19 protein-coding genes are annotated in these 25226 nt (G+C 37.6%); 15 read left to right on the top strand and 4 right to left on the bottom strand.

Annotation, left to right across the window (positions count from 1 at the left end; all coding sequences use genetic code 11):
• Positions 1 to 999, bottom strand: a complete 999-nt coding sequence (locus CW736_RS02900) for an NAD-dependent epimerase/dehydratase family protein (RefSeq protein WP_101012479.1) — start codon at positions 997 to 999, stop codon at positions 1 to 3.
• A gap of 83 nt (positions 1000 to 1082) precedes the next feature.
• Between CW736_RS02900 and tyrS the strand changes: the two genes are divergently transcribed.
• The gene (gene tyrS, locus CW736_RS02895) at positions 1083 to 2381 is read left to right on the top strand and encodes a tyrosine--tRNA ligase (RefSeq protein ID WP_101012478.1); all 1299 of its coding nucleotides are present in this window, start codon (positions 1083 to 1085) and stop codon (positions 2379 to 2381) included.
• 90 nt (positions 2382 to 2471) lie between these two features.
• On the opposite strand, the gene CW736_RS02890 is transcribed toward tyrS, so the two are convergent.
• The gene (locus CW736_RS02890; RefSeq protein WP_101015008.1) at positions 2472 to 3443 is read right to left on the bottom strand and encodes an acyl transferase; all 972 of its coding nucleotides are present in this window, start codon (positions 3441 to 3443) and stop codon (positions 2472 to 2474) included.
• 463 nt (positions 3444 to 3906) lie between these two features.
• Between CW736_RS02890 and CW736_RS02885 the strand changes: the two genes are divergently transcribed.
• Entirely contained in the window at positions 3907 to 4593 is a 687-nt protein-coding gene (locus CW736_RS02885; protein WP_101015007.1) for a response regulator transcription factor, read from the top strand.
• Complete coding sequence (locus CW736_RS02880) at positions 4583 to 5671, top strand: sensor histidine kinase (RefSeq protein ID WP_101012477.1); 1089 nt, start codon at positions 4583 to 4585, stop codon at positions 5669 to 5671. Before CW736_RS02885 ends, CW736_RS02880 begins: the two co-directional genes overlap by 11 nt.
• Here the strand turns inward: CW736_RS02880 and CW736_RS02875 are convergent.
• Positions 5575 to 6684, bottom strand: a complete 1110-nt coding sequence (locus CW736_RS02875; protein ID WP_101012476.1) for a glycosyltransferase — start codon at positions 6682 to 6684, stop codon at positions 5575 to 5577. The two genes, CW736_RS02880 and CW736_RS02875, sit on opposite strands and share 97 nt — an antisense overlap.
• A gap of 69 nt (positions 6685 to 6753) precedes the next feature.
• On the opposite strand from CW736_RS02875, the gene trmB reads away from it, so the two are divergent.
• From trmB to CW736_RS02860, 3 genes are read left to right on the top strand one after another with little or no spacing between them, the layout of a single operon-like run.
• Complete coding sequence (gene trmB, locus CW736_RS02870; protein ID WP_101012475.1) at positions 6754 to 7422, top strand: tRNA (guanosine(46)-N7)-methyltransferase TrmB; 669 nt, start codon at positions 6754 to 6756, stop codon at positions 7420 to 7422.
• The gene (locus tag CW736_RS02865; RefSeq protein ID WP_101012474.1) at positions 7422 to 8048 is read left to right on the top strand and encodes a LysE family transporter; all 627 of its coding nucleotides are present in this window, start codon (positions 7422 to 7424) and stop codon (positions 8046 to 8048) included. The genes trmB and CW736_RS02865 overlap by 1 nt, the downstream gene beginning before the upstream one ends.
• Positions 8045 to 8383, top strand: coding sequence for an MGMT family protein (locus tag CW736_RS02860; protein ID WP_101012473.1), 339 nt, complete (start codon positions 8045 to 8047; stop codon positions 8381 to 8383). The genes CW736_RS02865 and CW736_RS02860 overlap by 4 nt, the downstream gene beginning before the upstream one ends.
• 53 nt (positions 8384 to 8436) lie before the next feature.
• Here CW736_RS02860 and CW736_RS02855 read toward each other — a convergent pair whose 3' ends face one another.
• A complete protein-coding gene (locus CW736_RS02855; protein WP_198519365.1) occupies positions 8437 to 9207 on the bottom strand; it encodes a THC0290_0291 family protein in 771 nt (256 codons plus the stop codon).
• A 238-nt stretch (positions 9208 to 9445) separates the two neighbouring features.
• Here CW736_RS02855 and gdhA point away from each other — a divergent pair, with 238 nt between their 5' ends.
• The 9 genes from gdhA (at position 9446) to mfd (ending at position 25213) form a co-directional block, all read left to right on the top strand.
• Positions 9446 to 10789 carry an NADP-specific glutamate dehydrogenase gene (gdhA, locus tag CW736_RS02850; RefSeq protein WP_101012471.1) on the top strand — a complete coding sequence of 448 codons (1344 nt, stop codon included), beginning with the start codon at positions 9446 to 9448 and terminating at the stop codon, positions 10787 to 10789.
• Between the two features lie 197 nt (positions 10790 to 10986).
• Complete coding sequence (locus CW736_RS02845; protein ID WP_101012470.1) at positions 10987 to 13272, top strand: T9SS type A sorting domain-containing protein; 2286 nt, start codon at positions 10987 to 10989, stop codon at positions 13270 to 13272.
• A complete protein-coding gene (gene recO / locus CW736_RS02840; protein ID WP_101012469.1) occupies positions 13273 to 13995 on the top strand; it encodes a DNA repair protein RecO in 723 nt (240 codons plus the stop codon).
• Positions 13996 to 14006: 11 nt separating this feature from the next.
• Positions 14007 to 16394, top strand: a complete 2388-nt coding sequence (locus CW736_RS02835) for a TonB-dependent receptor plug domain-containing protein (protein ID WP_101012468.1) — start codon at positions 14007 to 14009, stop codon at positions 16392 to 16394.
• Between the two features lie 97 nt (positions 16395 to 16491).
• Positions 16492 to 17127, top strand: coding sequence for a ligase-associated DNA damage response endonuclease PdeM (gene pdeM / locus CW736_RS02830; RefSeq protein WP_101012467.1), 636 nt, complete (start codon positions 16492 to 16494; stop codon positions 17125 to 17127).
• A 98-nt stretch (positions 17128 to 17225) separates the two neighbouring features.
• Positions 17226 to 18068: a hypothetical protein gene (locus CW736_RS02825; RefSeq protein ID WP_101012466.1), complete on the top strand. Its 843-nt coding sequence runs from the start codon at positions 17226 to 17228 to the stop codon at positions 18066 to 18068.
• A 268-nt stretch (positions 18069 to 18336) separates the two neighbouring features.
• Entirely contained in the window at positions 18337 to 21108 is a 2772-nt protein-coding gene (locus CW736_RS02820) for a hypothetical protein (protein ID WP_101012465.1), read from the top strand.
• Between the two features lie 2 nt (positions 21109 to 21110).
• Positions 21111 to 21593 carry a hypothetical protein gene (locus tag CW736_RS02815; RefSeq protein ID WP_101012464.1) on the top strand — a complete coding sequence of 161 codons (483 nt, stop codon included), beginning with the start codon at positions 21111 to 21113 and terminating at the stop codon, positions 21591 to 21593.
• Positions 21594 to 21868: 275 nt separating this feature from the next.
• Positions 21869 to 25213, top strand: coding sequence for a transcription-repair coupling factor (gene mfd, locus CW736_RS02810; RefSeq protein WP_101012463.1), 3345 nt, complete (start codon positions 21869 to 21871; stop codon positions 25211 to 25213).
• Positions 25214 to 25226 lie beyond the last annotated feature (13 nt).

Genomic DNA, 25226 nt, shown 5'->3' with positions numbered 1-25226 from the left:
TTAGCTCCTTTGCCTGTAAAAAGTAGCCACTCGATCAATAGCTTCCTGTATAGGCGTCAACTCAAAATTCAAGACCTTTTTAATTTTAGTATTAGAATACCTAGTTTTTGAAGTCATGGACTGCACTTTTGCCATACTTAATTGAAGTGGAAAACCGAAGAAGTTAGGAGCTTTAAGCAGGTGAGAAATCAATTTTAAAACACCGCTTTTAAGTTGAATATTGGGCTTGCGTTTCTGTAAGCTAAGAGCAATGAGATCTAACACCTCGCGATAGGTTTTATTTTCTGAAACGAGAATATACCTCTCATTTTTAAGATCACTTTCTGTAAGGTATTGCATAGCTCTTGTGACATCTCGCACATCTATAAAACCGCTGCTACCCTTGGTGTAAAATTTATTTCCAGAGGCTGTTTTACTGATCAGTTGACCAGAGCCACGTTCCCAGTTTCCTTCCCCAATGATAACACCTGGATTGATGATGATGACATCCATGTCTTCTTGATTTCCTCGCCAAGCTTCCATTTCTGCGCCAAATTTAGTAATCGCATAATCGGTATTCAGACCGTCGAGATTGAAAAAATCGTCTTCATTTACAGCTCTATTCCCCACAGCTTCGCCCAATGCTGCTATACTGCTTACATGGCAAAACTTCTTAACCCCCAGAGCGAGAGCTACATTTATCATATTTTCTGTACCGCGCATGTTGCTGTTTTTCATTTCCTCAAAAGGAAGATGATCTATAGCAGCGGCACAATGATAAACCGTTGTCACATTTTGCATGGCTATTTCTAGGCTTGGTATTTCAAGAATATCTGCTTGCTTCCATTGAAAAGTATCTACTTGGGCAGCAGCACCTTTTTCATAAGACTCAAAGATTTCCCGAGTTTTATCTAAGCTTTTCAGGTCACGATAGGTGGCGATGATGTTTTTTCCGCTTTCGCGAAAGCGGTATAACAAATGTCCCCCTACTAATCCTGTTGCCCCTGTGATTAAAATCATAGTGTAAAAATAAACAATACAAGACTTAAAAAACCTTTAAAAACACCCAAACCACATATATTTGCAGCCGTAAAACTTCAATTATGGCTTACAACTTTGTACAAGAATTAAAATGGCGTGGGATGATACATGATATCATGCCAGATACGGAAGAAATGCTTCAAAGTGAAGTTGTTTCTGGTTACATAGGTTTTGACCCTACCGCAGATTCTCTTCATATAGGAAGTCTTGTACAGATCATATTACTCATGCATTTACAGCGTGCGGGTCATAGACCTATTGCGCTGGTAGGCGGGGCGACTGGTATGATAGGTGATCCTAGTGGTAAGAGTGCCGAGCGTAATTTGCTGACTCAGGATATTCTCGATAAAAATATCGCTGGAGTAAAAAGTGTGATTGCTAGATTTATAGATTTTGAAGGTGGTGAAGAAGCCACACGTGCAAAGTTGGTCAATAATTACGACTGGATGAAAGACTTCAGCCTTATCGATTTTGCTCGTGATATAGGAAAACATATTACCGTTAATTACATGATGGCCAAAGAGTCTGTAAAAAAACGCGTGTCTGGAGAAGGAGACGGAATGAGTTTTACAGAATTTACTTACCAGTTATTCCAAGGCTATGATTACTTACATCTTTATGAAAACGAAGCTTGTAAACTTCAAATAGGTGGTTCTGACCAATGGGGAAATATAACCACAGGAACAGAATTGATAAGGCGCAAGGCGAGAGGTAAAGCTTATGCGATTACCACACCACTAGTAACAAAAGCAGATGGAACAAAATTTGGTAAAACAGAAGGTGGGAATATCTGGCTGGATACTGATAAAACAAGCGTTTATAAATTCTATCAGTTTTGGATTACAGCAACAGATGATGACGCTGTAAACTGGATCAAGATTTTTACTTTCTTAGATCAAGAAACTTGCGATGCCCTTATTGAAGAACATCAAAAAGACCCAGGTTATAGAGCTCTACAAAAACGACTTGCCGAAGAAGTAACCACTATGGTTCACGGTCAAGAGGCTTATGAAACTGCTGTAGAAGCTTCTGGAATTCTTTTTTCTAAAAAGGTAACTCCAGAGCAATGGGGTAAAATGGACCAAGCGACTTTACTAGAGATTTTTGATGGTGTGCCGCAAGTGGAAATTGACAAAGCTGCAATAGAAAACGGAGTGGATGTGGTTACTTTTATGAATGAAACTACAGGTTTCTTAAGTTCTAATGCTGAAGTGCGCAGAGCGCTTAAAGAAAACAGTCTAAGTGTCAATAAAAATAAGATCACCGAAGATAAAATGATCACAAAAGAAGATGTGATTGCTGGTAATATGATCTTGTTGCAACGCGGTAAGAAGAATTATTTTTTAGTGGTGTTGAAGTAATTCTTAGTCTTTATAAAAAACCCCTATGACTTTTTTTAAAAAGTCATAGGGGTTTCTGCCTACTGCCTACTGCCTACTGCCTACTGCCTACTAATTTACCGCCATCAAATTACAGCCTCTAATATCTGAGTGATCAAACCTTCCTAAAACTTGAAAGCTTCCATCGGTAAAGCTTTTTCCCAGATCTTGGGTCGCTATAAAAGAACAAGAGTTGTAGTTAGCGAGGTCTATAATGTTCAATCCGCCGGTTTTACCATCTTCTATTCCTGATAGAGGATCGTTAGTGTCTCTTGTGCTTACTTTCATCCAAGGCGGCGTCGTAAAGTTGATCCCGTCACTAGCATAGGCTTGAGAAAGTAATTCGGTCATTCCATATTCGCTTTGAATACTCGCTTCTGTAAAAGCTGTTTTCAGGATATGATGCAATTCTGGTTTAACGATTTCTTTGCGCATTCCTTTCATTCCTCCGGTTTCTATAATGATCACATGATCTAATGGCATCGCATATTCTTCGGCGAGCTGTAAAAGGGCAAAAGTCACTCCTATAAGGATTACTTTTTGATGACTATTTTCAAAACTCTTCAGGACTTTAGAAAGCGCTGCGAGATCGTTGAGGTAAAAGCCGCTTTCTACTCGTTGGGACGCATTGATCCAGCGTTGTGCCATATACACTAAGGAAGAACCAGTGCGGTCTAAATAGTGAGGTAGTAATGCCAGTACGACGTAGTCCTTGATCTCACCGTAGGTTTTCTTAAAACTATGATCCAAGCTCTGATTGTAAACATCTAAGTCAGTCACTACATGTTTTGAAACAACACTGCCTGTAGTGCCACTGCTAGTGAAAGTAATTTTGACTGGTCGTTTATCGCTTACCACTGTATGCGATTTGAAAAACTGTATGGGCAGAAATGGGATCTCTTCTAGACGAGAAGCTTGAGTTTTATTAATGAGTTGACAGTACTGCTGATAAACAGCGTTTTCTCGCAATTGATAACGATAAATTTCCAAAGCCATTTTTTCAAATGCTTCACTGGAATGTATATCAAAAACGGGGAATTTCACATCGGTAATTTGACGCAAAAGTAAATAAAAAAGCACCAGGAACTATTATCAGGCCTATGCTATCAGCCTCTAAAGTTAGATTAACCGCAAATCTAAGGAAAAGCTAGATGTTCTTTTTCCAGCACCTGGTATTACATCATTATTTGCGTTGACAAATCACCCTTTATTTGTCGCTAAAGTAAATTTGCTTCATTTTTTATAAATAGTTGGTTTTAATAAAGTGCGATCTAGGAGCGATCAGTTATTATATGAGTGCAATAATGACTTAAAACTACATGATTACTAGCGTATTACGATTTGTCTTCAAAGTTTTATGTAATCCGCTTTCGCGAAAGCAGATTACATAAATTATTTTCATAACTTCCATCTTTCAAAACAGGGAGTTAACCTAAAGCTAACATGAATTTAAAATCATTGCGTAACTATCTTATTAATTTAGCCTTCTAAGCATATGAAAGAAGAAATGAAAGACGCTAAAGCCAAAATTCTATTAGTAGATGATGAGCCGGATATTCTAGAAATAGTAGGATATAATTTGAGAAACGAAGGATATCAAGTCTATACGGCTGAAAATGGTGAAGAAGCCCTCAAAAAAGCAAAAAAGAAAAAGCCAGATCTCATTATCTTAGATGTGATGATGCCAGTAATGGACGGAATAGAAGCTTGCGAGAAAATGCGTAAACTACCCGAGTTAGATGGCACCGTGATTACTTTTCTCACCGCTAGAGGAGAAGATTACTCCATGATTGCAGGTTTTGATGCAGGAGCAGATGATTATATTACTAAACCGGTAAAGCCGCGTGTTTTAGTCTCTAAAGTGAAGTCACTTTTAAGACGCAGAGAGAGTGCCGCAGCAGCCACCTCAAATATTGTAAAGTTAGGTGACCTTATCATCGATAGAGATCAATACAAAATAGTCTTTAAGAAAGAAGAAATGATCTTGCCTCGCAAAGAATTTGAGTTGCTTTCCCTGCTCACTACAAAGCCAGGTAAGGTATTTAAACGAGAAGAAATTCTAGATGTAGTATGGGGTAACGAAGTCATTGTAGGAGGGCGCACTATAGATGTTCATATTAGAAAGCTGCGAGAGAAACTGGGTGATGATAGTTTTAAAACTGTCAAAGGTGTAGGTTATAAGTATGTCAAATAATACGCCGTCACAAAGAAAAAGTTACCGATTTGCCATTAGATCATCGATCTATATTACAGCTTTCCTATTTTTAATTTTATTCTTAGTTACCTTTATTGATGGGGTCCAGCTTCCTGCTCCTATTCTTTTAGGAATCACCATGGCCGGTTTTATTCTGTGTTTTGTGATTATTCAATATCGGGTGCAGCGATTTATTTACCGTCGTATCAAACGCATCTATGAAGATGTTTCACTTTTAGAATCTAGTAGTTTTGATGATCGTGAGATTGCAACAGACATGCGCACACTGAAGGAGCAAGTAGAACGATTTGCCCGAAACAAAAAAATAGAAATAGAAACGCTTCAAATACGAGAGAACTACAGGAAAGAATTCTTAGGAAATATATCTCATGAATTGAAGACTCCTTTGTTTACGGTACAAGGCTATATAGATACACTTATAGATGGCGCGCATAAGGACAAAGCCATACGTAAGAAATACCTGGAGCGAGCTCAAAAAGGGGTGGAGCGACTTACATATATTGTAAAGGATATGGATATGATCACCAGACTAGAAGTTGGCGATATGAGTCTAGATAAGGAAAACTTTGACGTCATTACCTTGGTAAAGCAGGTTTTTGATCAGTTTGAAATGAAGGCAGCAAAGAAAAATATTTCTTTAGTCTTTGATATGAAATACGATCAACCTGTCATGGTCTATGCAGACCAAGAAAGAATACTTCAAGTGATTTCAAACCTTATTGTGAACTCTATTAAATACGGGAAACAAAATGGAACCACCGAAGTAGCTGTAGAAGATCTCATCAATAATAAAGCTATTTTAAGGGTAACTGATAATGGGGAAGGAATTAAACCAGAGTTTATCCCTAGATTATTTGAACGGTTCTTTAGAGTGGATAGAACTGGATCACGTAAAGAAGGGGGTTCTGGTTTAGGACTTGCGATCGTTAAGCATATTGTAGAAGCCCATGGAGAGCGTATTTATGTAGATAGCGAGCTAGGGATAGGATCTGAATTTTCATTTACGCTAGAAAAAGTTTCTTCCAAAATCGAAGAAAGCGACCTTGAAGAAGATTGAATACTTCCCAATCCTTTATAGTGCTCTACGCGAGAGAGCATTTGTATGTGAAAATCTTCTTGAGTAGCGTAGGGAACAATCTCTTTTTGATCTAACAATTCTGCGAGGTATTCTTGTTCAAACTGACCTGGGGTAGGGATAAAAAATGCTTTTTTACCCATCTTTTGTAGGTCCATAATAGTTGTATAACCACTTCTACTCAACACCATTTCTGAACGATCTAGTGCTTTTTGTAATCCATCTGTAGAAAGATAGTTGTAATAAGTAAGGCGTCCTTTTTTCTCTACCTTTTGTTCTTTTTCTACTTTACCGGCTATAAATAATACCTCTCCCTTATATGTTTTGAGCTCCGTAAGCAATCTTTTCTCTTGAATACCTCTTTGCGGTTCTGGGCCGGAGAGCAATACCATTAGATCGTATTTTTTTTGGTAATTACCGGTATTCTTAAATCTAGAAAGAGGTCCTAAATACACTTTCTCAATTTCAAAATCCTCGTTATAGGATAGTTTGCCAGAGAGGTTGTCTGGTCCATCTGCATCAGGAATCCAGCAGTAATCGTATTTTTTTATATAATGTAAGTGCAGTTGTGTACTCAACCATGTGGTGCTGCCAGATAATACTTGTAATTGATGCGTTATAATTACAGAAGGGACGAGGTTGCTGTAAAGTCCTAGCCTATTGTCAGAGATGATTCCTGAAATAGTATATTTAGGAATGATTTCTTGAAGCATCTGATGTTCATTGCGTATAGCCATCCATATTTTAGGAGAGTCTTTTAGCATTTTTAGCCTTAAATTTTGTCCTTCTTTAGCATAGGATATGTCATAAGAAGGAAGTTCTATAAAGGTCTGTTTTGGGTATTCTTTTTTAAGTAGCGCTAGTGCTAGTCCATCACTAGCGATAATAGGGCGGTCTCCATTTTTAATAATTGCGTCTATAATAGGAATACACCTTGTGGCGTGACCTAACCCCCAGTTTAAAGGGGCAATCAAAATGTTTTTTGATTTTTGCATGGAGTAAATATACAATGACTTTGTAATCAGGTATATTTGTAGATATTAATTAACCTTTAAATAATTGTATTGGGAAGTAAGAATAAACTCAAACGATTTAACGAAAACGATACATTCAAAAACGTCCTTCAGCCTTCTCGAGAAGAGGTGGTCTCTGGTTTTAAACATCAGGGAAAATGGAAGGAGTTTTTTGGAAACAATAACCCTATAACTCTGGAGTTGGGTTGTGGTAAAGGAGAATATGCTGTCGCTTTAGCGCGTAAATATCCCGAGCGCAATTTTATAGGTATAGATATTAAAGGCGCGCGTTTCTGGCGGGGAGCAAAAACGGCTCTAGAGGAAGGTCTTGATAACGTAGCTTTTATGAGGACTCAGATTGAGTTGGTGGATTTCGCTTTCGCGAAAGCGGAAATTCAAGAAATATGGATCACATTTCCAGACCCTCAAATCAAATACAAACGCACGAAGCACAGGATGACCAACCCTGAGTTTTTATCCAAATATAAACACATCTTACAACCAGACGGAGTTATGAATCTCAAAACAGACTCTGAGTTCATGCACGGTTACACCTTAGGATTATTACAAGCAAGAGGTGATGAAATCTTATATGCTCATCATGATGTTTATTCTAATACAGAGTCACCTGAAGAAGTAATAGGAACACAAACTTTTTATGAAAAACAATATTTAGAAACAGGAAAAGCAATTACTTACATCAAGTTTAAATTGAAGTAATGGTAGGATTATTACACTTGTTTTTTGGTCTTGTAATAGGGTTTGTAGGAGTTATTCCTCCAGGATTATTAAACCTTACAGCAGCTAAAATAAGTGTCAAACAAAACAGAAAAGCGGCGGTAATATTTGCTTTAGGGGCTTCTTTTGTTGTGGTAGGACAGGTTTATATAGGGGTGTTTTTTTCAAAGTTATTGAATGATAATCCAGAAACCTTGTTGCTCTTAGAACAGTTTGCGGTGATAGCTTTTGTTGGACTTTCCATTTTCTTTTTTATTAGGGCTGCTCTTGATTCTGGAACGCCAGAAGTTCAGGAGATCAACAGATCTGCAGCAAAATTATTTGCTCAGGGAATTATCTTATCCGTACTAAATATTTTTCCTATTCCATTTTATATAGGGTTCAGCTCTTTTCTAGCAGGGAGAGGACTGTTTGTTTTTACTTATCCTACTGCTCACCTTTTCATAATAGGAGCTTCCTGTGGCACATTTTTAATGCTACTGGCTTATATCAAATACGTAAAGAAATTTGCTTTTGACAGCAATACCTTTGCCCGTAAAATCAATTACATTTTAGGAGGACTCACCTTATTGATAGCCATTTTTACCATCATTAGAATATACGGATGAGCAGCAGCGACTTCTTCTTGAGAGTATACGAAGTGGTCAAGCAAATTCCTTATGGTAAAGTTACAAGTTATGGAGCTATTGCAAAAGTCCTAGGTACACCTAGAAGTAGTAGAACCGTAGGTTATGCCATGAATGCGTCGCATAGCGACTCTGAAGTTCCCGCTCACAGAGTCGTAAATCGCAATGGGGTTCTTACAGGAAAGCATCATTTTCCTGGAACTAACCTTATGCAACAGTTATTAGAAAGTGAAGGTCTTATTATTGAAGAAGATCAAATAGCAAATTTTAAAGAAAACTTCTGGGATCCAATAGAAGAACTTGGGATACAGGAATAAAAAAAGGGCCATTGAATTTCAATAGCCCTTTTTTAATAAGTTGTCAAGTGGTATTATAAATAGAAGATATATCCTACGTTAAACCACCAGATCCAGTCGTTTGCTCTGTTATTTACATTGTTAGGACTCAATCCATCCACATAGTTGCTATCCACATAGTAGTGCCACTTAGAAGAGATCAACAGATCACTTAAAGGGCCTACTTTATATCTAAAGCCTATATCTCCTGTTAAAGCAATAGCACTCCCTTGTGAGGTGTCTATACGATCTATAAAAGTTGGGTATGTAGTTATCGGGTTTCCTAAAGGTCCTAAACTACTTGTGGCTTCAGGTCTATAATTTACATAACGAGCTCCGAATCCTATATAAGGAGCTATTTTAGGCTGCCCTGATTGAAAATCTCTTATACTCAATGGGTACCATTCGATTTGTGCGCCAGCTTCAAACACCTTCGCTTTACCTTCCATGGACCTCAGTTGTAATCCGCCTAGCGATATTTTATCTGACTCTGGGCCTAAATGATTTAAAGTAGTTTCATGATAAGCAATCTCACTTCGTATTTTAAAGTGGTCATTCCAGTAGGTGTCAGCACTATAACAATCACAGTCTGCGCGATACGCAAAGTTGATGTAATGCACTATTCCAACACCTATTCCTACGTTTCCTTTGTTTGTATTAAAGTCGTAGCGCTCACCATAGTCGCTTTGAAAAGCCACTGGACCGGCAATAAAACCTAGTTCGTGAGAAAAACCTAATTGTGCATTACTAACCGTTACCATTGCAAAGAAGAGCAGGAATGTAGTAATGTATTTTTTTGAGTGCATCATTAATAATAGAACTTTTTGCTAGCGACAAATATAACAAAATGTAGTTCATACAAACATTAAACTTGAGGCATAATACCTTTAGCATTAGATGAACTACAAATTTTACCTTTGCATTGATTGTTAAAGCTAAGCTTATAAACGTAAATATATTGGTAAAAAAAACCGTAGAATACGCTATAATATTATATTTGCATCATTAACGAAAACGTTTTCTTAAAGGAACAAATTAAAGATAATGGAAAAAAACATCCAAGATTTTATCGATTTGATAAAAAGTAAGAACCCTAACGAACCAGAATTCATCCAGGCAGTGTCTGAGGTGGCTGAAGCCGTTATACCTTTTATCGAGAATAATCCCAAATATGCTAGCGATAAGCTGCTAGAACGTATGGCAGAACCAGAACGTGTCACCATGTTCCGTGTACCATGGACAGATGATAGTGGAGAAGTTCAGGTAAACAGAGGTTATCGCATTCAGATGAATAGTGCTATAGGTCCCTATAAAGGGGGATTGAGATTTCACCCTTCTGTGAATTTGAGCATTCTTAAATTTCTTGCTTTTGAGCAAGTATTTAAAAATAGCCTGACCACATTGCCTATGGGTGGTGGAAAAGGTGGTGCTGATTTTAACCCTAAAGGAAAGTCAGACCGTGAAGTGATGCGTTTTTGCCAGTCCTTTATGGTAGAGCTTCAACGCGTTATCGGTGCTGATACCGATGTGCCAGCAGGTGATATAGGTGTAGGGGGACGTGAAATAGGATTTCTTTTCGGCTATTATAAGAAACTGAGAAATGAATTTACAGGTATACTTACTGGTAAGGGACGTTCTTATGGAGGTTCATTAATACGTCCAGAAGCAACAGGTTACGGTAACGTTTATTTTGCAGAAAACATGTTGAAGACACGTGGAGAAGATGTAAAAGGAAAAACAGTTGTGATTTCTGGATCTGGAAATGTAGCACAATATGCTGCAGAGAAAATCCTTCAATTGGGAGGTAAGGTAGTTACGATGTCAGATTCTGGAGGTTATATTTACGATGCAGCTGGTATCGATGCAGATAAACTAGCATTTATAATGGATCTTAAAAACAACAAGCGTGGTCGTATTTCTGAGTATGTAGATACTTACTCAAATGCTACCTATCATGAAGGGGAGCGCCCTTGGTCTGTAAAATGTGATATCGCATTACCATGTGCTACTCAAAATGAGTTGAACGGTGACGAAGCAAAAACACTAGTTTCTAGTGGTTGTGTTTGTGTAGCTGAAGGAGCTAACATGCCTTGTACTCCAGAAGCGATAGAATATTTCTTAGAAAATAAAATTTTGTTCTCACCAGGAAAGGCATCTAATGCTGGTGGTGTTGCTACATCTGGTCTTGAAATGTCTCAAAACTCTATGCGTTACAGCTGGACTGCTGAAGAAGTAGATGGTAAACTTCACAGCATCATGAATGATATTCACGAGGCTTGTGTAACATATGGAAAAGATAAGGATGGGTTTGTAGACTATGTGAAAGGAGCAAATATTGCTGGTTTTGTTAAAGTTGCAGACGCTATGCTAGCACAAGGAATTGTGTAGTACTATAAGATGGATATAGGTTTCGCGTTCTGTTTTCTTATGGAAATAAAAGTTCAAGCAGCATTTGATTCAGTGCGTAAGCGAAATTAAAAACAATACAAACCTCTGTAAAAACTACAGAGGTTTTTTAATGCCTTAAATTAAGTTTATTTTTGTATCGATTCATCATATAATTAGGATGGACACGTTCTATACATATGAAAAAGTTATTTTTATTTATTTTACTCACTTGCAATCTCACAAACGCTCAAGATTTTAGCGACTCTTGGGAAGGTCTTTTCTCATTTACTACTATTGTAGATATTGAGGAGTCGGCAACGTCAGTTTATGCTGCCAGTGAAAATGCCGTCTTTATATATGATCTTAGTTCGAGAACATTTACCACTTTAACAACCATAAATGGATTAAGTGGCGATGAGATAAGTCAGATCCATTATAGTGAAGATAAATCGCTATTGGTGATAGGTTATGAAAACGGTTTGCTTCAAATTGTCGATCAAGATGGGGAAGTAATAGACGTAGTAGCTATCAAAGACAAACAAGTCATTCCTCCAGATAATAAAAGAATCAATGAGTTTAAGGAAAGTGGGGACCTTATTTATATTGCAACAGATTTTGGAATAGCTATTTATAATCTATCAAGACTAGAATTTGATGATACCTACTTTATAGGGGATAATGGTGCGCAAATTGAAATTTCATCAATAGAGATTTATCAAGACTTTCTTTATGCTTCGACCAGTAGCTCAGGCGTTAGAAGAGCAAGTATTACGGATCCGTTTTTAATTGATTTTATGAACTGGAGTCAGATAAATGGTTCCTTATTTAGTGAAGTCACTAGCTTTAATTCTCAGCTATTTGGACTTTCCCTTTCCAGGCAGGTTTTTCAACTGGGAACGGCCAATTTTCAGCCTACAGCAACTACTATAAATGCGGTTGCGATAGACGCTCATACAAGCGATGTGTTTTTTACAGTAGCCACACCTAACGCTATTCAGGTTTTTGATACTAATTTCGTCGAGATACTGAGCTTAACAAGCTTAGGAGGTTTCAATTACAATTTCACTCAAGCGATTAGTTTAGGTAATGATCTGTTCATAGGAACCGAAGAAAACGGAATGATTAGAGTAAATATTCAAGACCAGACCGACTTTGAATTTATTGTAGCAGATGGCCCAACTAGAAACAAGGCGTTTTCTATTACAGCCTCCCCAGATGAGTTGTGGGTGGCTTATGGAGATCACGATGAGTTGTACAATCCATTTCCGTTAGAACGATTAGGAGTGAGTCACTTAGTAGGAGAGGAAGGTTGGACTAATTTTGAAGCTGCCGATGTTTTAAATATCGCCAGTATTTCTACGATTACAATAAATCCAGATAACTCTGATGAAGTATACCTCAATTCTATGCATGATGGATTGTTAGAGTTTGCTGATGGGCTTGCCACTACTTTATACGGAATCAATAACAGCACGCTAGAAAGTATTCTTCCTCCGGCAACTGACTTTGTAAGAATCTCTAATAGTGTTTTTGACAATCAAGGGAACTTATGGAGTCTGGCAAATAAAGTTGATAACGCTCTTAATAGAAGAACTCCTTCTGGACAATGGACCAGTTTTGATGTGAGTGAAGAAGTAGCTAGTATTGCTATTGATCAAGGGATAACCCGAATAGTAGCAAATAATAACGGCACTATTTTTTTCGGTACCATTGCAAATGGTCTTGTAGGATTTGATCCTGCAACAAATCAGTTTGCAAATCTTATTGATGACGTAGGTTTAGGGAACTTAGTGAACAGTTATGTGACCACTTTGCGATTAGATTTAAGCGGACAGTTGTGGATAGGGTCTAATCAAGGGTTAAGAGTTCTCTTTAATCCCAACAGTATGTTTTCAGAAAACCCTAGTGATGCAAGATCTATAATAATAGAAGACACCAACGGAATACCACGCGAGTTGCTAGCAGATGAGGCTGTCACGGATATTGAAATAGATGGAAATAACAACAAATGGATAGCTACCGCTAGTTCTGGCGCCTTTTTATTCTCTCCTTCTGGTAGAGAAACTCTTTTTCAATTCACAACAGATAATTCACCGTTGCCTACAAATTCTGTAAACGATATAGCTATTGATGAGTCGACAGGAAAAATTTACTTTGCGACAGATAAAGGCATTGTCGCCTTTCAAGGAGAACGATCTAGTAAACCACAAGATGATTTAGAGAACGTTAGAGCTTTTCCCAATCCTGTGCGTCCAGGTTTTGATGGCAATGTTACTATTGACGGTTTAACCGACAGGGCTCGAGTAAAAATTACAGATATAGAAGGAAACCTCGTTTATGAAGCCGTTTCACAAGGAGGAAGCATTCCATGGGATACCCGAAGTTTTTCTGGCAATAAAGTAGCTTCTGGAGTATACTTTTTATTTATTTCTACTAGTGATAACATAGAAACCACCGTTTCTAAATTGATGATTGTTAGATAAATGCTTGTAAAAACGCCAGCAATAGTATTATCTGCCATAAAGTATAGCGAGTCAGACCTCATTGCAAGATTATACACTAGAGAATTGGGCACGCAATCCTTTATTCTTAAAGGAATACGTAAATCTAGAAAAGGGAAATTGCGTACTTCCTTTTTCCAGCCGCTGACTCAACTAGAAATAGAAACCCAGCATAAAGGAAAAGGAACGCTGGAATACATCAAAGAGGCACGTGTTATATTCCCTTACCAAAATATACATAACGATATTGTAAAAAGCAGTATGACTCTGTTTTTTTCTGAAGTGCTGTCTCAACTCCTTACAGAGCAACAGCCCGATCAAGAGTTATTTGAATATCTTTCGTCTGTCTTTCAATACTTAGACCAATCGGATCATGTAGCAAACCTTTCCATTAAAATACTACTGGATATGACCCTTTTTTTAGGCTTTCAACCAGATGTGACTACTTCAGACGCTACCTACTTTAATATGTTGAATGGCAACTTTGATGAAAACGGTTTACAACCACATCATTTAACGGATGTAGAAAGTGAGCAGTTAAAAACCTTTATAGGCACGAATTTTGATGACCTTTATAAAATAAAAATGAATCGAGAACAGCGTAATGGCCTATTAAATTTGGTCATCGAGTATTTTCAAATACATTTGCAAACTTTTAAAAAACCCAATTCGTTATCAATTTTAAAGCAACTTTTCGACCATTGAAATTAGCACCTATGTTGCTTGTTCTTTTAGGCTTTTTTAGCGCCGCACAAACGGTGACGATTTTAAATAAAGTCACTCAGGAGAAGTTAGTTTCTGTAGCTGTTTATAATAAGGATAAAAGTGTTAGTGCTATCTCTGACTTTCAAGGGCAAGTTTCCTTAGATAAGTTTTCAAAATTTGACCGCATCTATTTTCAAAGTATGGCTTTTGAAACTTATGCTATTGATAAAAGAGAAATAAAAAGACAAGGCCAGCAAATCCTGATGACCCCGAGATCAGAAAAAATCAACCCTATCGTAATTTCTGCATCTAAGTTTGAACAACGCAAACAAGATATTCCTCAAAAAATCATCTCACAAAGTGCCGAAGAGGTACTTTTTAGTAACCCGCAGACCAGCGCAGACTTATTACAGCAGTCAGGCCAAGTGTATGTTCAAAAATCACAACAAGGCGGTGGAAGTCCGTTAATAAGAGGTTTTTCAACCAACAGATTATTGATCACGGTGGATGGAGTGCGTATGAATAATGCTATTTTTAGAGGCGGAAATCTTCAGAATGTAATTTCTATTGATCCTTTAAGTATTGATCACACAGAAGTAATTCTAGGTCCAGGAAGCGTTGTTTATGGCAGCGATGCGATAGGAGGGGTAATGAATTTTTACACAAAAAAACCTCAATTTGCGCTAGATTCCACTTTGTTTTCTGGTAATGCAGTTGTAAGATATGCTACCGCTAATAATGAAAACACAGCCCATTTAGATTTTAATTATGGCACAGAGAAGTTTGCTGCGGTAACTAGTATTAGTACAAATTCTTTTGGTGATTTGAATATGGGTTCTCATGGGCCAGATGAATATCTTAGAAATCAGTATGTAGATAGAATTGATGGACAGGACGCTTTAATCAATAACGATGATCCAGAAAAACAAATCCCTACAGCTTACGATCAAATCAATTTATTGCAAAAATTCAGTTACCAACCTAATCAACGTTGGGGATTTGATATGGGATTAATTTATACAGCTACTGGAAATTTCTCTAGATACGATGCGTTGACCAGATTTAGAGCTAATGGAAATCCCCGTAGCGCTCAATGGTATTACGGTCCTCAGAAATGGTTGATGGCAAATGCCAAAGCTACACATAGAGGTGATGGAAAATGGTATGATAAAGCCATATTCTCTCAGGCATATCAACAGTTTCAAGAAAGCCGAAACAACCGTTCTTTTCAAGAGCCTGATCTGTTTCAGACTAAAGAGCAAGTAGATGTCTGGACTACTTCTATTGATTTTGAAAGACGCAACAGAGAGAATAATGTGTTGTTTTACGGTACAGAATTTATTCATAATCGAGTAGGTTCTATAGGTAGCGTATTTGATATTGACACTCAGCAACGAGAGGCTGCACCGAGCAGGTATCCAGATGGCTCTTCTTGGAGATCACTAGCTGCGTATGCAAATTACCAATGGAGAGTAGATTCTAAATTGGTTATACAGTCAGGGTTGCGATACAATCATATATGGTTAGATGCTCAATTTGATGACCAATTTTACGATTTCCCTTTTGAAGAGGCGCAATTGAGTACAGGTGCATTAACGGGTGCGCTTGGAGCCACATACCTCCCAGAGGAAACATGGGAGTTAAGAGCTAATTTTAGTACGGCCTTTAGAGCTCCGAATGTGGATGATATAGGTAAGATTTTTGACCCTAGCCCTGGGACTGTGATTGTTCCTAATCCAGATCTGGAATCAGAGTATTCCTATAACTCTGAGTTAGGGGTTAAAAAACGCATCAATGATCAATTCACTTTTGATATTTCTGGTTACTATACGTATTTGAAAGATGCTTTGGTTCCTAGAAATTACCAACTCAACGGTGAGGACATGATCTTGTATCAAGGAGAATTAAGTCAGGTGCAAGCCATACAAAATGCCGAAAGCAGCGTTGTTTATGGAGTAGAAATAGGAGCGCAATACGAGATCAATGAGCAGTTGCGCATCTACGGCCATTACAACTGGCTCAATGGGGAACAAAAGGAATTAGATGGTTCAAAAGTAGCTGTACGCCATGTGTCACCTAGCTTTGGAGATGCGCACATGGTGTATCAAAATGACCGATTCCAATGGGATGCCTTTGTGATGTTTAACGGTCAGTTTGAATTTAATGACCTGGCACCTAGCCAGCAATCTCGCCCTTATTTATATGCATTGGACAGCGAGGGTAATCCATACTCGCCTAGATGGTATACGGTCAATTTGAGATCCAGCTTTAAAATCAACGAAGCTTTAACCGCTACGGCAATTTTAGAAAATATAACCGACCAGCGTTACCGCATCTATTCTTCAGGAATTGCTGCTGCTGGACGCAATCTTATTCTTTCCCTACGATATGCTTTTTAGAAATGGGGAGGTCGTATGCTCGCTTTCGCGAAAGCGGAACACACCTAAAACTACTAATAAAGAGTCTTATAAACACATCAATTAATCATACAGCAAGTTGGCATTAGAAGTAACTCTACAAGACCAAACCTTTCAATTGCACCGCAGTGGTGCGTGCTATTGGGTGCAGCAAGATGTGATACTCCTAGCAGATGTTCACTTGGGGAAGAGCGCTCATTTCAGAAAGCATGGCATGGCCGTTCCTTCTCAAGCAGATGATAAGGAGTACGATAAACTCAACCAAATAATTGAAGAATTCCAGCCTTCTAGATTGTGGTTTTTAGGCGATTTATTTCATTCTTATAAAAATACAGAATGGCACTTTTTTGAACAATGGATGCGTTCTCAAGATATAGAAATCTCATTAATTATGGGAAATCACGATGTTATTTCTAGAGATTCTTTTGAGCAGTTGGGCATAAAAACTTATGATGTGCTTCACATGGGAGATGTATTTCTGACACATCATCCAGAAGAAATAGAAGGGAAATATAACATTGCTGGTCATATACATCCATCGGTAAAACTACAGGGCATAGGACGTCAAAAAATGAAACTTTCCTGTTTCTTTTGTACGGATTATGGAATGATATTGCCTGCTTTTGGAGACTTTACAGGTACCTACACGCTACAGCCTAAAAAGGGAAATAGAGTTTTTGCCATAGCAGATGATGAGGTGGTAGAATTAAGTTGATTGTGGTTATGAATAATACGATCAGATTAATGAGCCTTAAGTTTTTTAAATTTTACCTTACAGGCGCATTTTTATATCAGTACTATTATCTTTAGCACATGTCAAGAAAACTCACTTCCATTTTAAATTTATTAAGCGTCATCATTCTTATTGCGTGGAATGCCTATGCTAACACAGGAAATTACAATGGTAAAAGTGTTGGCGAGCTAAGTGCAGAGTATGATAATCTATTCACTCCAGCTTCATATGCCTTTTCCATTTGGGGAGTTATTTTCTTAATGTTGACGGTTTTTGGTATTTATGGAGTGTACGTTTCCTTTTCTAAAAAGCACCAGATAGAAAGGAAGGATTATAAAATTGATTTTATACCAACTACAAGCCCGTGGTTTCTTGTGGCCAATATTTTTTGTGGTTTATGGGTTGCCTTATGGTTGGATGAGCATATTGCCGCTTCTGTAGTAATGATGCTGGGAATCTTGTTTTGCTTATTAATGTGCGTACGTCAGTTGGATATGGAAATCTGGGATGCGCCATTTCCTATTATTGCTTTTGTCTGGTGGCCTTTGTGTTTGTATTCAGGTTGGATAAGTGTGGCAACTATAGCAAATATTGCTGCCTGGTTGAATGGAACCTATGAAATTGCCATAGAGACACAGGTGATGGTGACTCTCCTAATGATTGTTATCGCATTTGTGATCAACTCGCTAATGATATGGAAACGTAACATGCGCGAATTTGCCATGGTGGGCGTTTGGGCGCTTGTTGCTATATTTATTAGGTTTCAATCAGAAACAATACAGGACCCATCTAGTGCACAGTTGATCGCTTATACGTCATTAGGCCTTGCTATCGCTTTGTTTATTCAAACGGGAGTCCACGGAGCGATGAATGCCAAAACCAATCCTGGTAAAAAATTCATGGAATGGCTTGCAGCTAGGTAATTGTGTTCTGCTTTTCTCTTGAAGCTCTTTTCAATTCTAATCGACATTTTATATATTTTTAGTAATTAACCTTGAAATAAATAGAACATTCATAAAATGGGCGTGTAATTTAATTCATCTACCTTGCCATTTCATTTTTAAAGATCATCATTAAGTTTTCCAACCGGTTGCTTTAGTATAGATTACAGTTTTAATTGTAATTTTTTGATATACTTTATGCACCTAAATAAAGATAATTATTCTTTTCTTATTGATGTAATAATTTTATATGAAGTATTTTTTACTAGCCTTTATTCTATTTGCTGTCCTCTTTTCTGTACCTGCTTTCTCCCAGTCGCCTGGAGGAGTAGGTGTAAGCGATGGATTGTCTGTATGGTTGCGAGCAGATGCGGGCACTGCAAGTGCAGTAGATGGCAGTGCTACAGGAAACTGGATCGATCAATCTGGTAATTCGAATGATTATACTGTGGTTGGTACACCTAGCTTAGAAACCCAAGAGCTTAACTTTAACCCAAGTATTCAAATCATAGGTCATACAGGCTTCAATGCGCCACCAGGCGCCGCTTTATCAGCTCAAAATAGTGTGATTTTTGTTTCTAAAAAATTAGCTACTGATGTAAATGGTAGATTGTTTACGGCTAATACAGGTAATTTCTTATGGGGATATCATGATGTAAAAAGAAATTCTATTTACATTAACGGTAATCCTAATGAATATACCACAGGAATTGCAGTTGCGGGAGAAGTGCAAGACTTTCACTTATTTTCTTATTTACATAGTGGAACATCTAGTCTAGAAGCTCGTGCAGATGGTCATTCATTAAAGACGTTTACAGGACCTATAAATAGCGCTGCAGGTGCTCGGGTAGACATCAATCAAGGAAATTTTTCTGGTTCTCAAAGGTCCAATTCTCAAGTTGGAGAGTTTATAACATATGACACAGCTTTATCCATTCTTCAGCGTCAGAAAGTTGAGTCATATTTAGCCCTCAAGTATGGATTTACTTTAAATCAAGGTGTTGTCTCCAATTATATAGCTACAAACAATGTCATTTATTGGACAGGAGATGTTGCTTATCAATATGATATATTCGGTATAGGAAAGGATGACAATACTGCATTACATCAAAAAGTTTCAAAATCAACAAATAGTGATGCGATCGTTACTATTGCCACTAACGCAGATTTTACCAGTAGTAATCAAGATCCAAGTAGAGCTGATATTGTAAGCCCAATAAGTTATTTGATGGTTGGTAATAACAACGCTTCAACTGGAGTACAAACTACGGAGTTAGATGCTGCATTTACTTATACCAATGGTATAAATCGGGAATGGAAAGTTCAAACGAGTAATTTTAGTCAGACAGTAAGTTTAAAGTTTGATGGTTTTTCTACAAGTTCAGGTCAAACTGTTTATTTGATTAAAAAGAATGGTGATGATGATTTTAGTACAGGTACAACTCAAGTAGGTGCTTTAGATGGTAATGGTGAAATATCTGGTATTTCCTTTAACAATAATGATTATTTCACTCTAGCTGCAGAATCCCTTGCTCCAGGTGGTGTAATAGGGGGGGATTATATGTGGTTAAGAACTGATTCTGGATTTAGTGGATCGATTTGGCAAGACACTTGGTCTTTGCATAATATGAATCAAGGAACAGTTACAAATCAACCTACCTTAATTCCGTTATCCAACAACTTTAATCCAGCAATTAGTTTTAATGGTATTTCTCAATGGATGGGAGCAGCAGACAATTTGTTTATGACAACAAATTATAGCATATATGCTGTTTATAGTACTACGGATGCTCAAGGAGCTTTATTTGCAGTAACAGGTCCTGTATCGCCTGCCGCAGGAAGTCATGATCGTCAATTTGGCATGAATGCTACAGGAAGGTTTAGCAATAGAATTTGGTCTGAACAAACTATAGTTTCTCCTAGCGCTTATAATGACGGTATACCTAAAATTTTTAATAATCGCGTTTCTAATTCAACTACTCATAATCCACTCAATGGTCAAGAGAATAATGTTAATGGTGTAACTGTTGTTTCTGGAACTAAAAATGCTTCTAATTTTAATTATGAAGGAGGTTTTGTTTTAGGCGGTCATAACGCCTGGGGGTATTTAAATGCAACACTTCAAGAATTCATCATTTTTGATAAGGATTTGACAGACATAGAGAAGAATAGAGTAGATTCCTATTTAGCCATTAAGTACGGAGTTACTTTAGGTTCTACTTCAAGTATCCTAAATTATATTGCTAGTGATGGAAGCACTGTTTTTTGGAATGGTGATGCAACCTATCAAAATAATGTTTTTGGAATAGGAAGAGATAATGATCCTGCATTACATCAAAAGGTTTCAAAATCAGTAAATAGCGGTTCAATACTAACCCTTGCTACAAGCTCAGATTTTACTAGTGCTAATCTAGACATGGCTAGAAATGACATTCCTACGACGGGGGCTTTTTTTATGATAGGAGATAATAACGGGAACACTTCTTTATCTGCAACGGTTCTAAATTCAATTAGTCCTAACTTGTTAAGGATAAATCGTGTCTGGAAAACTCAAGATACAGGTGGCTTAAGTTGTATCAACTACCGTTTTAATACTTCTTCTTTCTCTGCTAGTGCCACTCAAGATTGGTATGTTGTTATCGCAGATAATGATACTTTTACAACTGATGTAGAAATACACTCTATAACTGTAGGAGGGAATGTTGATCTCAGTATGGATTTAGATAATGACACCAGTAACTTTATAACTTTAGCAAGATTAGATAGAGATGATGTTGCTGTTTCAGATACAGGAGGTGTAGTCGGTATCAATACAGATGATCCAGCAGATAACACTTATCTAGATATTCGTGGTGGGAATAAAGGTTTGGTCATTACACGTCTTGATCAGACTGCGATAGGTGGATTAACAACTGTAGAAGGTATGTTTGTTTTTAATACAACAACAAATGTATTTCAGCTTTATGATGGGACTTCTTGGCGTGCATTAGGAACACCGTCTAATTCTAAATTTTGCGATTGATTATGAAAAATATATTTTTAATATTCTTCTTTATTTTTGGCATTACCTTCTGTAATGCTCAAATATTAATAGGTACAGCTACTGCTAGTAGTCCATCTGTTTCACTAGAGTTTGGGACACAACTGCGGGGCATATTATTAGAGCCTATTGATCTTCCTGTCACTGCAAATGCAGGAACAGTTGTATTTGATGACGACTCAGGAAGTTTACGTTATTTCAATGGAACAACTTGGAGTGCTCCTAAACCTGGAGGACTCACAAATACGGTAACCAGCTATACAGCGCCAGGAAACGTTATTATAAATGGTAGTGAATCTACTGCTGATGGTGTTTTTATAATTGAAGACACGAACAAGGCTATGGTTCTTCCCGTAATACCTTCTGGTAGTTTGAAAATAAAAAATCCTACTATCGGACTTATATATTATGATTCTTTCGTTAAAGCCTTAATGGTTTATAACGGCAATAGTTGGGATGCTTTTTAATAATTCAGGTCATCTATTAAAGTTAATTATCATCTTCATTTATTTATTATGATTTCTGTTTGCCCTATAATCATGTTCATTTCAGTTAAATGATTCAGTTGTTCTTGTGCAAGGATCTTTTAAGTAATAATTTCTAAAGTGCCGTTTAATATCCTCTTTGAATGATTCAAATTTTTATCTACTTCAATGTTGATATAATAATAAGATCATTTCTAATAAAGAAATCTCAATATTCTAGATAAACTTTAACTAGAACGTATCTTTGCGATCCTATTATGAGTTTTACTACTATTCAAAACCAATTTTCACAAGCAGCACCAACGCAAAGCTTGAGAGAAATCGTGGCCCAGTCCCAAGGATTGTCAACGATAAGCGGGCTCAACGGGAGTTCTATTTCCATTGTTCTTAAATCTGTTTTCAAAGATGCTGACAAGCCTTTTATGTTGATTTGCAACGACAAGGAAGAAGCTGCATTTTATTTGAACGACCTGGAAAAGATGGTTGGGGAGCAAAACGTACTCTTCTACCCTGGTAGTTACCGACGTCCGTATCAAATAGAAGAAACGGACAATGCAAACATGCTCTTGCGTGCTGAGGTGCTTAACCGTATCAACTCGCGTAAAAAGCCAGCCGTTATTGTTACTTATCCAGATGCGCTTTTTGAAAAAGTAGTCACCCGTAAGGAGTTGGAAAAGAACACGCTCAAAATTGCAGTAGGGGATCAAATATCTATTGAGTTTGCTAATGAAGTTTTGTTTGAGTATCAATTCAAACGAGTTGATTTTGTAACAGAACCTGGAGAGTTCTCCCTACGAGGAGGAATTCTAGATGTATTTTCTTTTTCCAATGACGAGCCTTATCGTATAGAATTTTTTGGAAATGAGATTGATTCCATACGCGTATTTGATGTGGAAACCCAACTCTCGAAAGAGCAAACAAAAAAAATCTCCATCATTCCTAATGTAGAAAACAAGCATTCTGAGGAAACTCGGGAGAGCTTTTTAAAATACATTTCTAATAATACGGTCATCTTCACGATGAATATGGATCTGTTATATGGTCGTATTGATTCGCTTTTCGCGAAAGCGGAACAAGTATATAACGAGTTGCAAGGTGAAGTAAGGCAGTTGACACCTCACGAAATTTTCAGCGATAGCAAGTTGATCAAAACACAGCTTAAAGAATACAATCATATAGAATTTACTACCGTACGTGGGGTAGTGGTTTATAATACCTCACCGCAGCCTAGTTTTAACAAGCAGTTTGATTTACTGATTGAAAATTTAAAGGAAAACGAGGCAGACGGATATAAAAACTTTCTTTTTTGTAGTAGTGAGCAGCAAGCCCAACGTTTTCATGACATCTTTGACGATATGAAAGCTGAGGTGCAATATGAAACAGTCGTGATGCCTCTGTATCGCGGTTTTGTAAGTCATGATTTGCGAGTGGTTTGTTATACCGATCACCAAATATTTGATCGCTACCATAAGTTTCATTTAAAGAACGGCTATGCCAAAAAGCAGGCGATCACCTTAAAGGAACTCAACATATTAGTCACTGGAGATTATGTAACACATATTGACCACGGAATTGGGAGATTTGCGGGATTACAAAAGATCGATGTGAACGGAAAAAAGCAAGAAGCGATCAAGCTGATTTATGGGGAGCGTGATATCTTATATGTTTCTATACATTCTTTACACAAAATCACCAGATACAGCAGTAAGGATGGTAAGCCGCCTAAGGTCTATAAATTAGGAAGTCCGGCATGGAAAAAATTAAAGGCCAAGACCAAGACTAGAGTGAAGCAAATTGCTTTTGACTTGATTAAATTGTATGCCAAACGCCGTGCGCAAAAAGGATTCCAATACGCGCCAGATGGGTATTTACAAAATGAGCTGGAAGCTAGTTTTATCTATGAAGACACTCCAGATCAAATAATTGTAACGGATGATGTAAAGAAAGATATGGAGAGCGATCGTCCTATGGATCGACTCGTTTGTGGTGATGTAGGTTTTGGAAAAACAGAAGTGGCTATAAGAGCGGCTTTTAAGGCGGCCGTTAATGGTAAGCAAGTGGCCGTGCTAGTTCCAACTACTATCCTTGCATTTCAACACGCAAAAACATTTAATGAACGACTTGCAGACCTACCTGTAAAAGTGGATTATTTAAATCGATTTAGAACCGCTAAAGAACGTAAAGGAGTCTTGGAAGGATTAGAAAACGGCTCTATTGACATTGTTATCGGTACGCATCAATTGGTGAGTAAATCTGTTGTTTTTAAAGACCTAGGGTTGCTCATTATTGATGAAGAACAGAAGTTTGGTGTTGCAGTGAAAGACAAACTCAAAACACTTAAAGAAAATATAGATACGCTTACATTGACTGCAACTCCCATACCTAGAACTTTACAGTTTTCTTTAATGGCTGCACGGGATTTAAGTGTGATCAAAACACCACCACCTAACCGACATCCCATAGAGACTAAAGTGGTACGCTTTAGTGAAGAAACCATACGCGATGCAATCAGCTATGAGATTTCTCGTGGCGGACAAGTGTTCTTTGTACACAACCGTATTGAGAACATCAAAGAAGTCGCTGGAATGATTCAGCGATCTGTTCCAGATGCAAAAATAGGTATAGGTCACGGACAGATGGAAGGAAAGAAACTAGAAAACTTGATGCTTGCTTTTATCAATGGGGAGTTTGATGTGCTGGTTTCTACTACGATTATTGAAAGTGGTTTAGATGTTCCTAACGCCAACACGATTTTCATTAACCATGCTAATAATTTTGGACTTTCAGACTTGCACCAGATGCGCGGTCGTGTTGGGCGCAGCAACAAGAAAGCTTTTTGTTACTTTATTACACCACCTTATGAGGTGATGACAGAAGATGCTAGAAAACGTATCCAAGCATTAGAAATGTTCTCAGACCTGGGTAGCGGTTTTAATATTGCTATGAAGGATCTTGAAATAAGAGGCTCAGGAGATATTTTAGGCGGCGAGCAAAGTGGATTCATCAACGAAATAGGTTTTGATACCTATCAAAAAATATTAAGTGAAGCCATCACAGAATTAAAAGAAAACGAGTTTGCTGACCTTTATGAGACCAATGATAAAGAGAAGAAGCACGTCACTGATGTCAATGTAGACTCTGATTTTGAATTGCTTTTCCCAGATGATTATATCAACTCCATTACAGAGCGTCTTGCGTTGTATTCTAAGCTTAACGAGGTACAAGACGAAAAAGCTTTAGACACCTATAAGAATGAGCTTATAGACCGGTTTGGAGAGCTTCCTGAAGAAGCAGAGAATTTACTGACTAGTGTAAGAATTAAATGGGTGGCTACCCGATTAGGATTAGAAAAGATTGTGATGAAACAAGGCAAGTTTATAGGATACTTTATCTCTGATCAACAAAGTGGTTTCTATCAAAGTGAATCTTTCTCTAGAGTATTAAAAGCGGTACAGACCAATCCTAAGGTTTTAAGGATGAAAGAAAAACAAACGCGTTCAGGATTGCGATTGCTGCTTACGGTAGAAAATGTACGAACGGTAGATAGGGTCTATGATATTTTGAATGCGATCATGCCTGTGAATGCACCAAGCATTGAGTAATTCCAACATAAAT

The sequence above is a fragment of the Nonlabens sp. MB-3u-79 genome, from assembly GCF_002831625.1.
Lineage (GTDB): Bacteria > Bacteroidota > Bacteroidia > Flavobacteriales > Flavobacteriaceae > Nonlabens.
The sequence above is the reverse complement of the archived record's forward strand: the minus strand, read 5'-3'. Positions and strand labels throughout refer to the sequence as shown.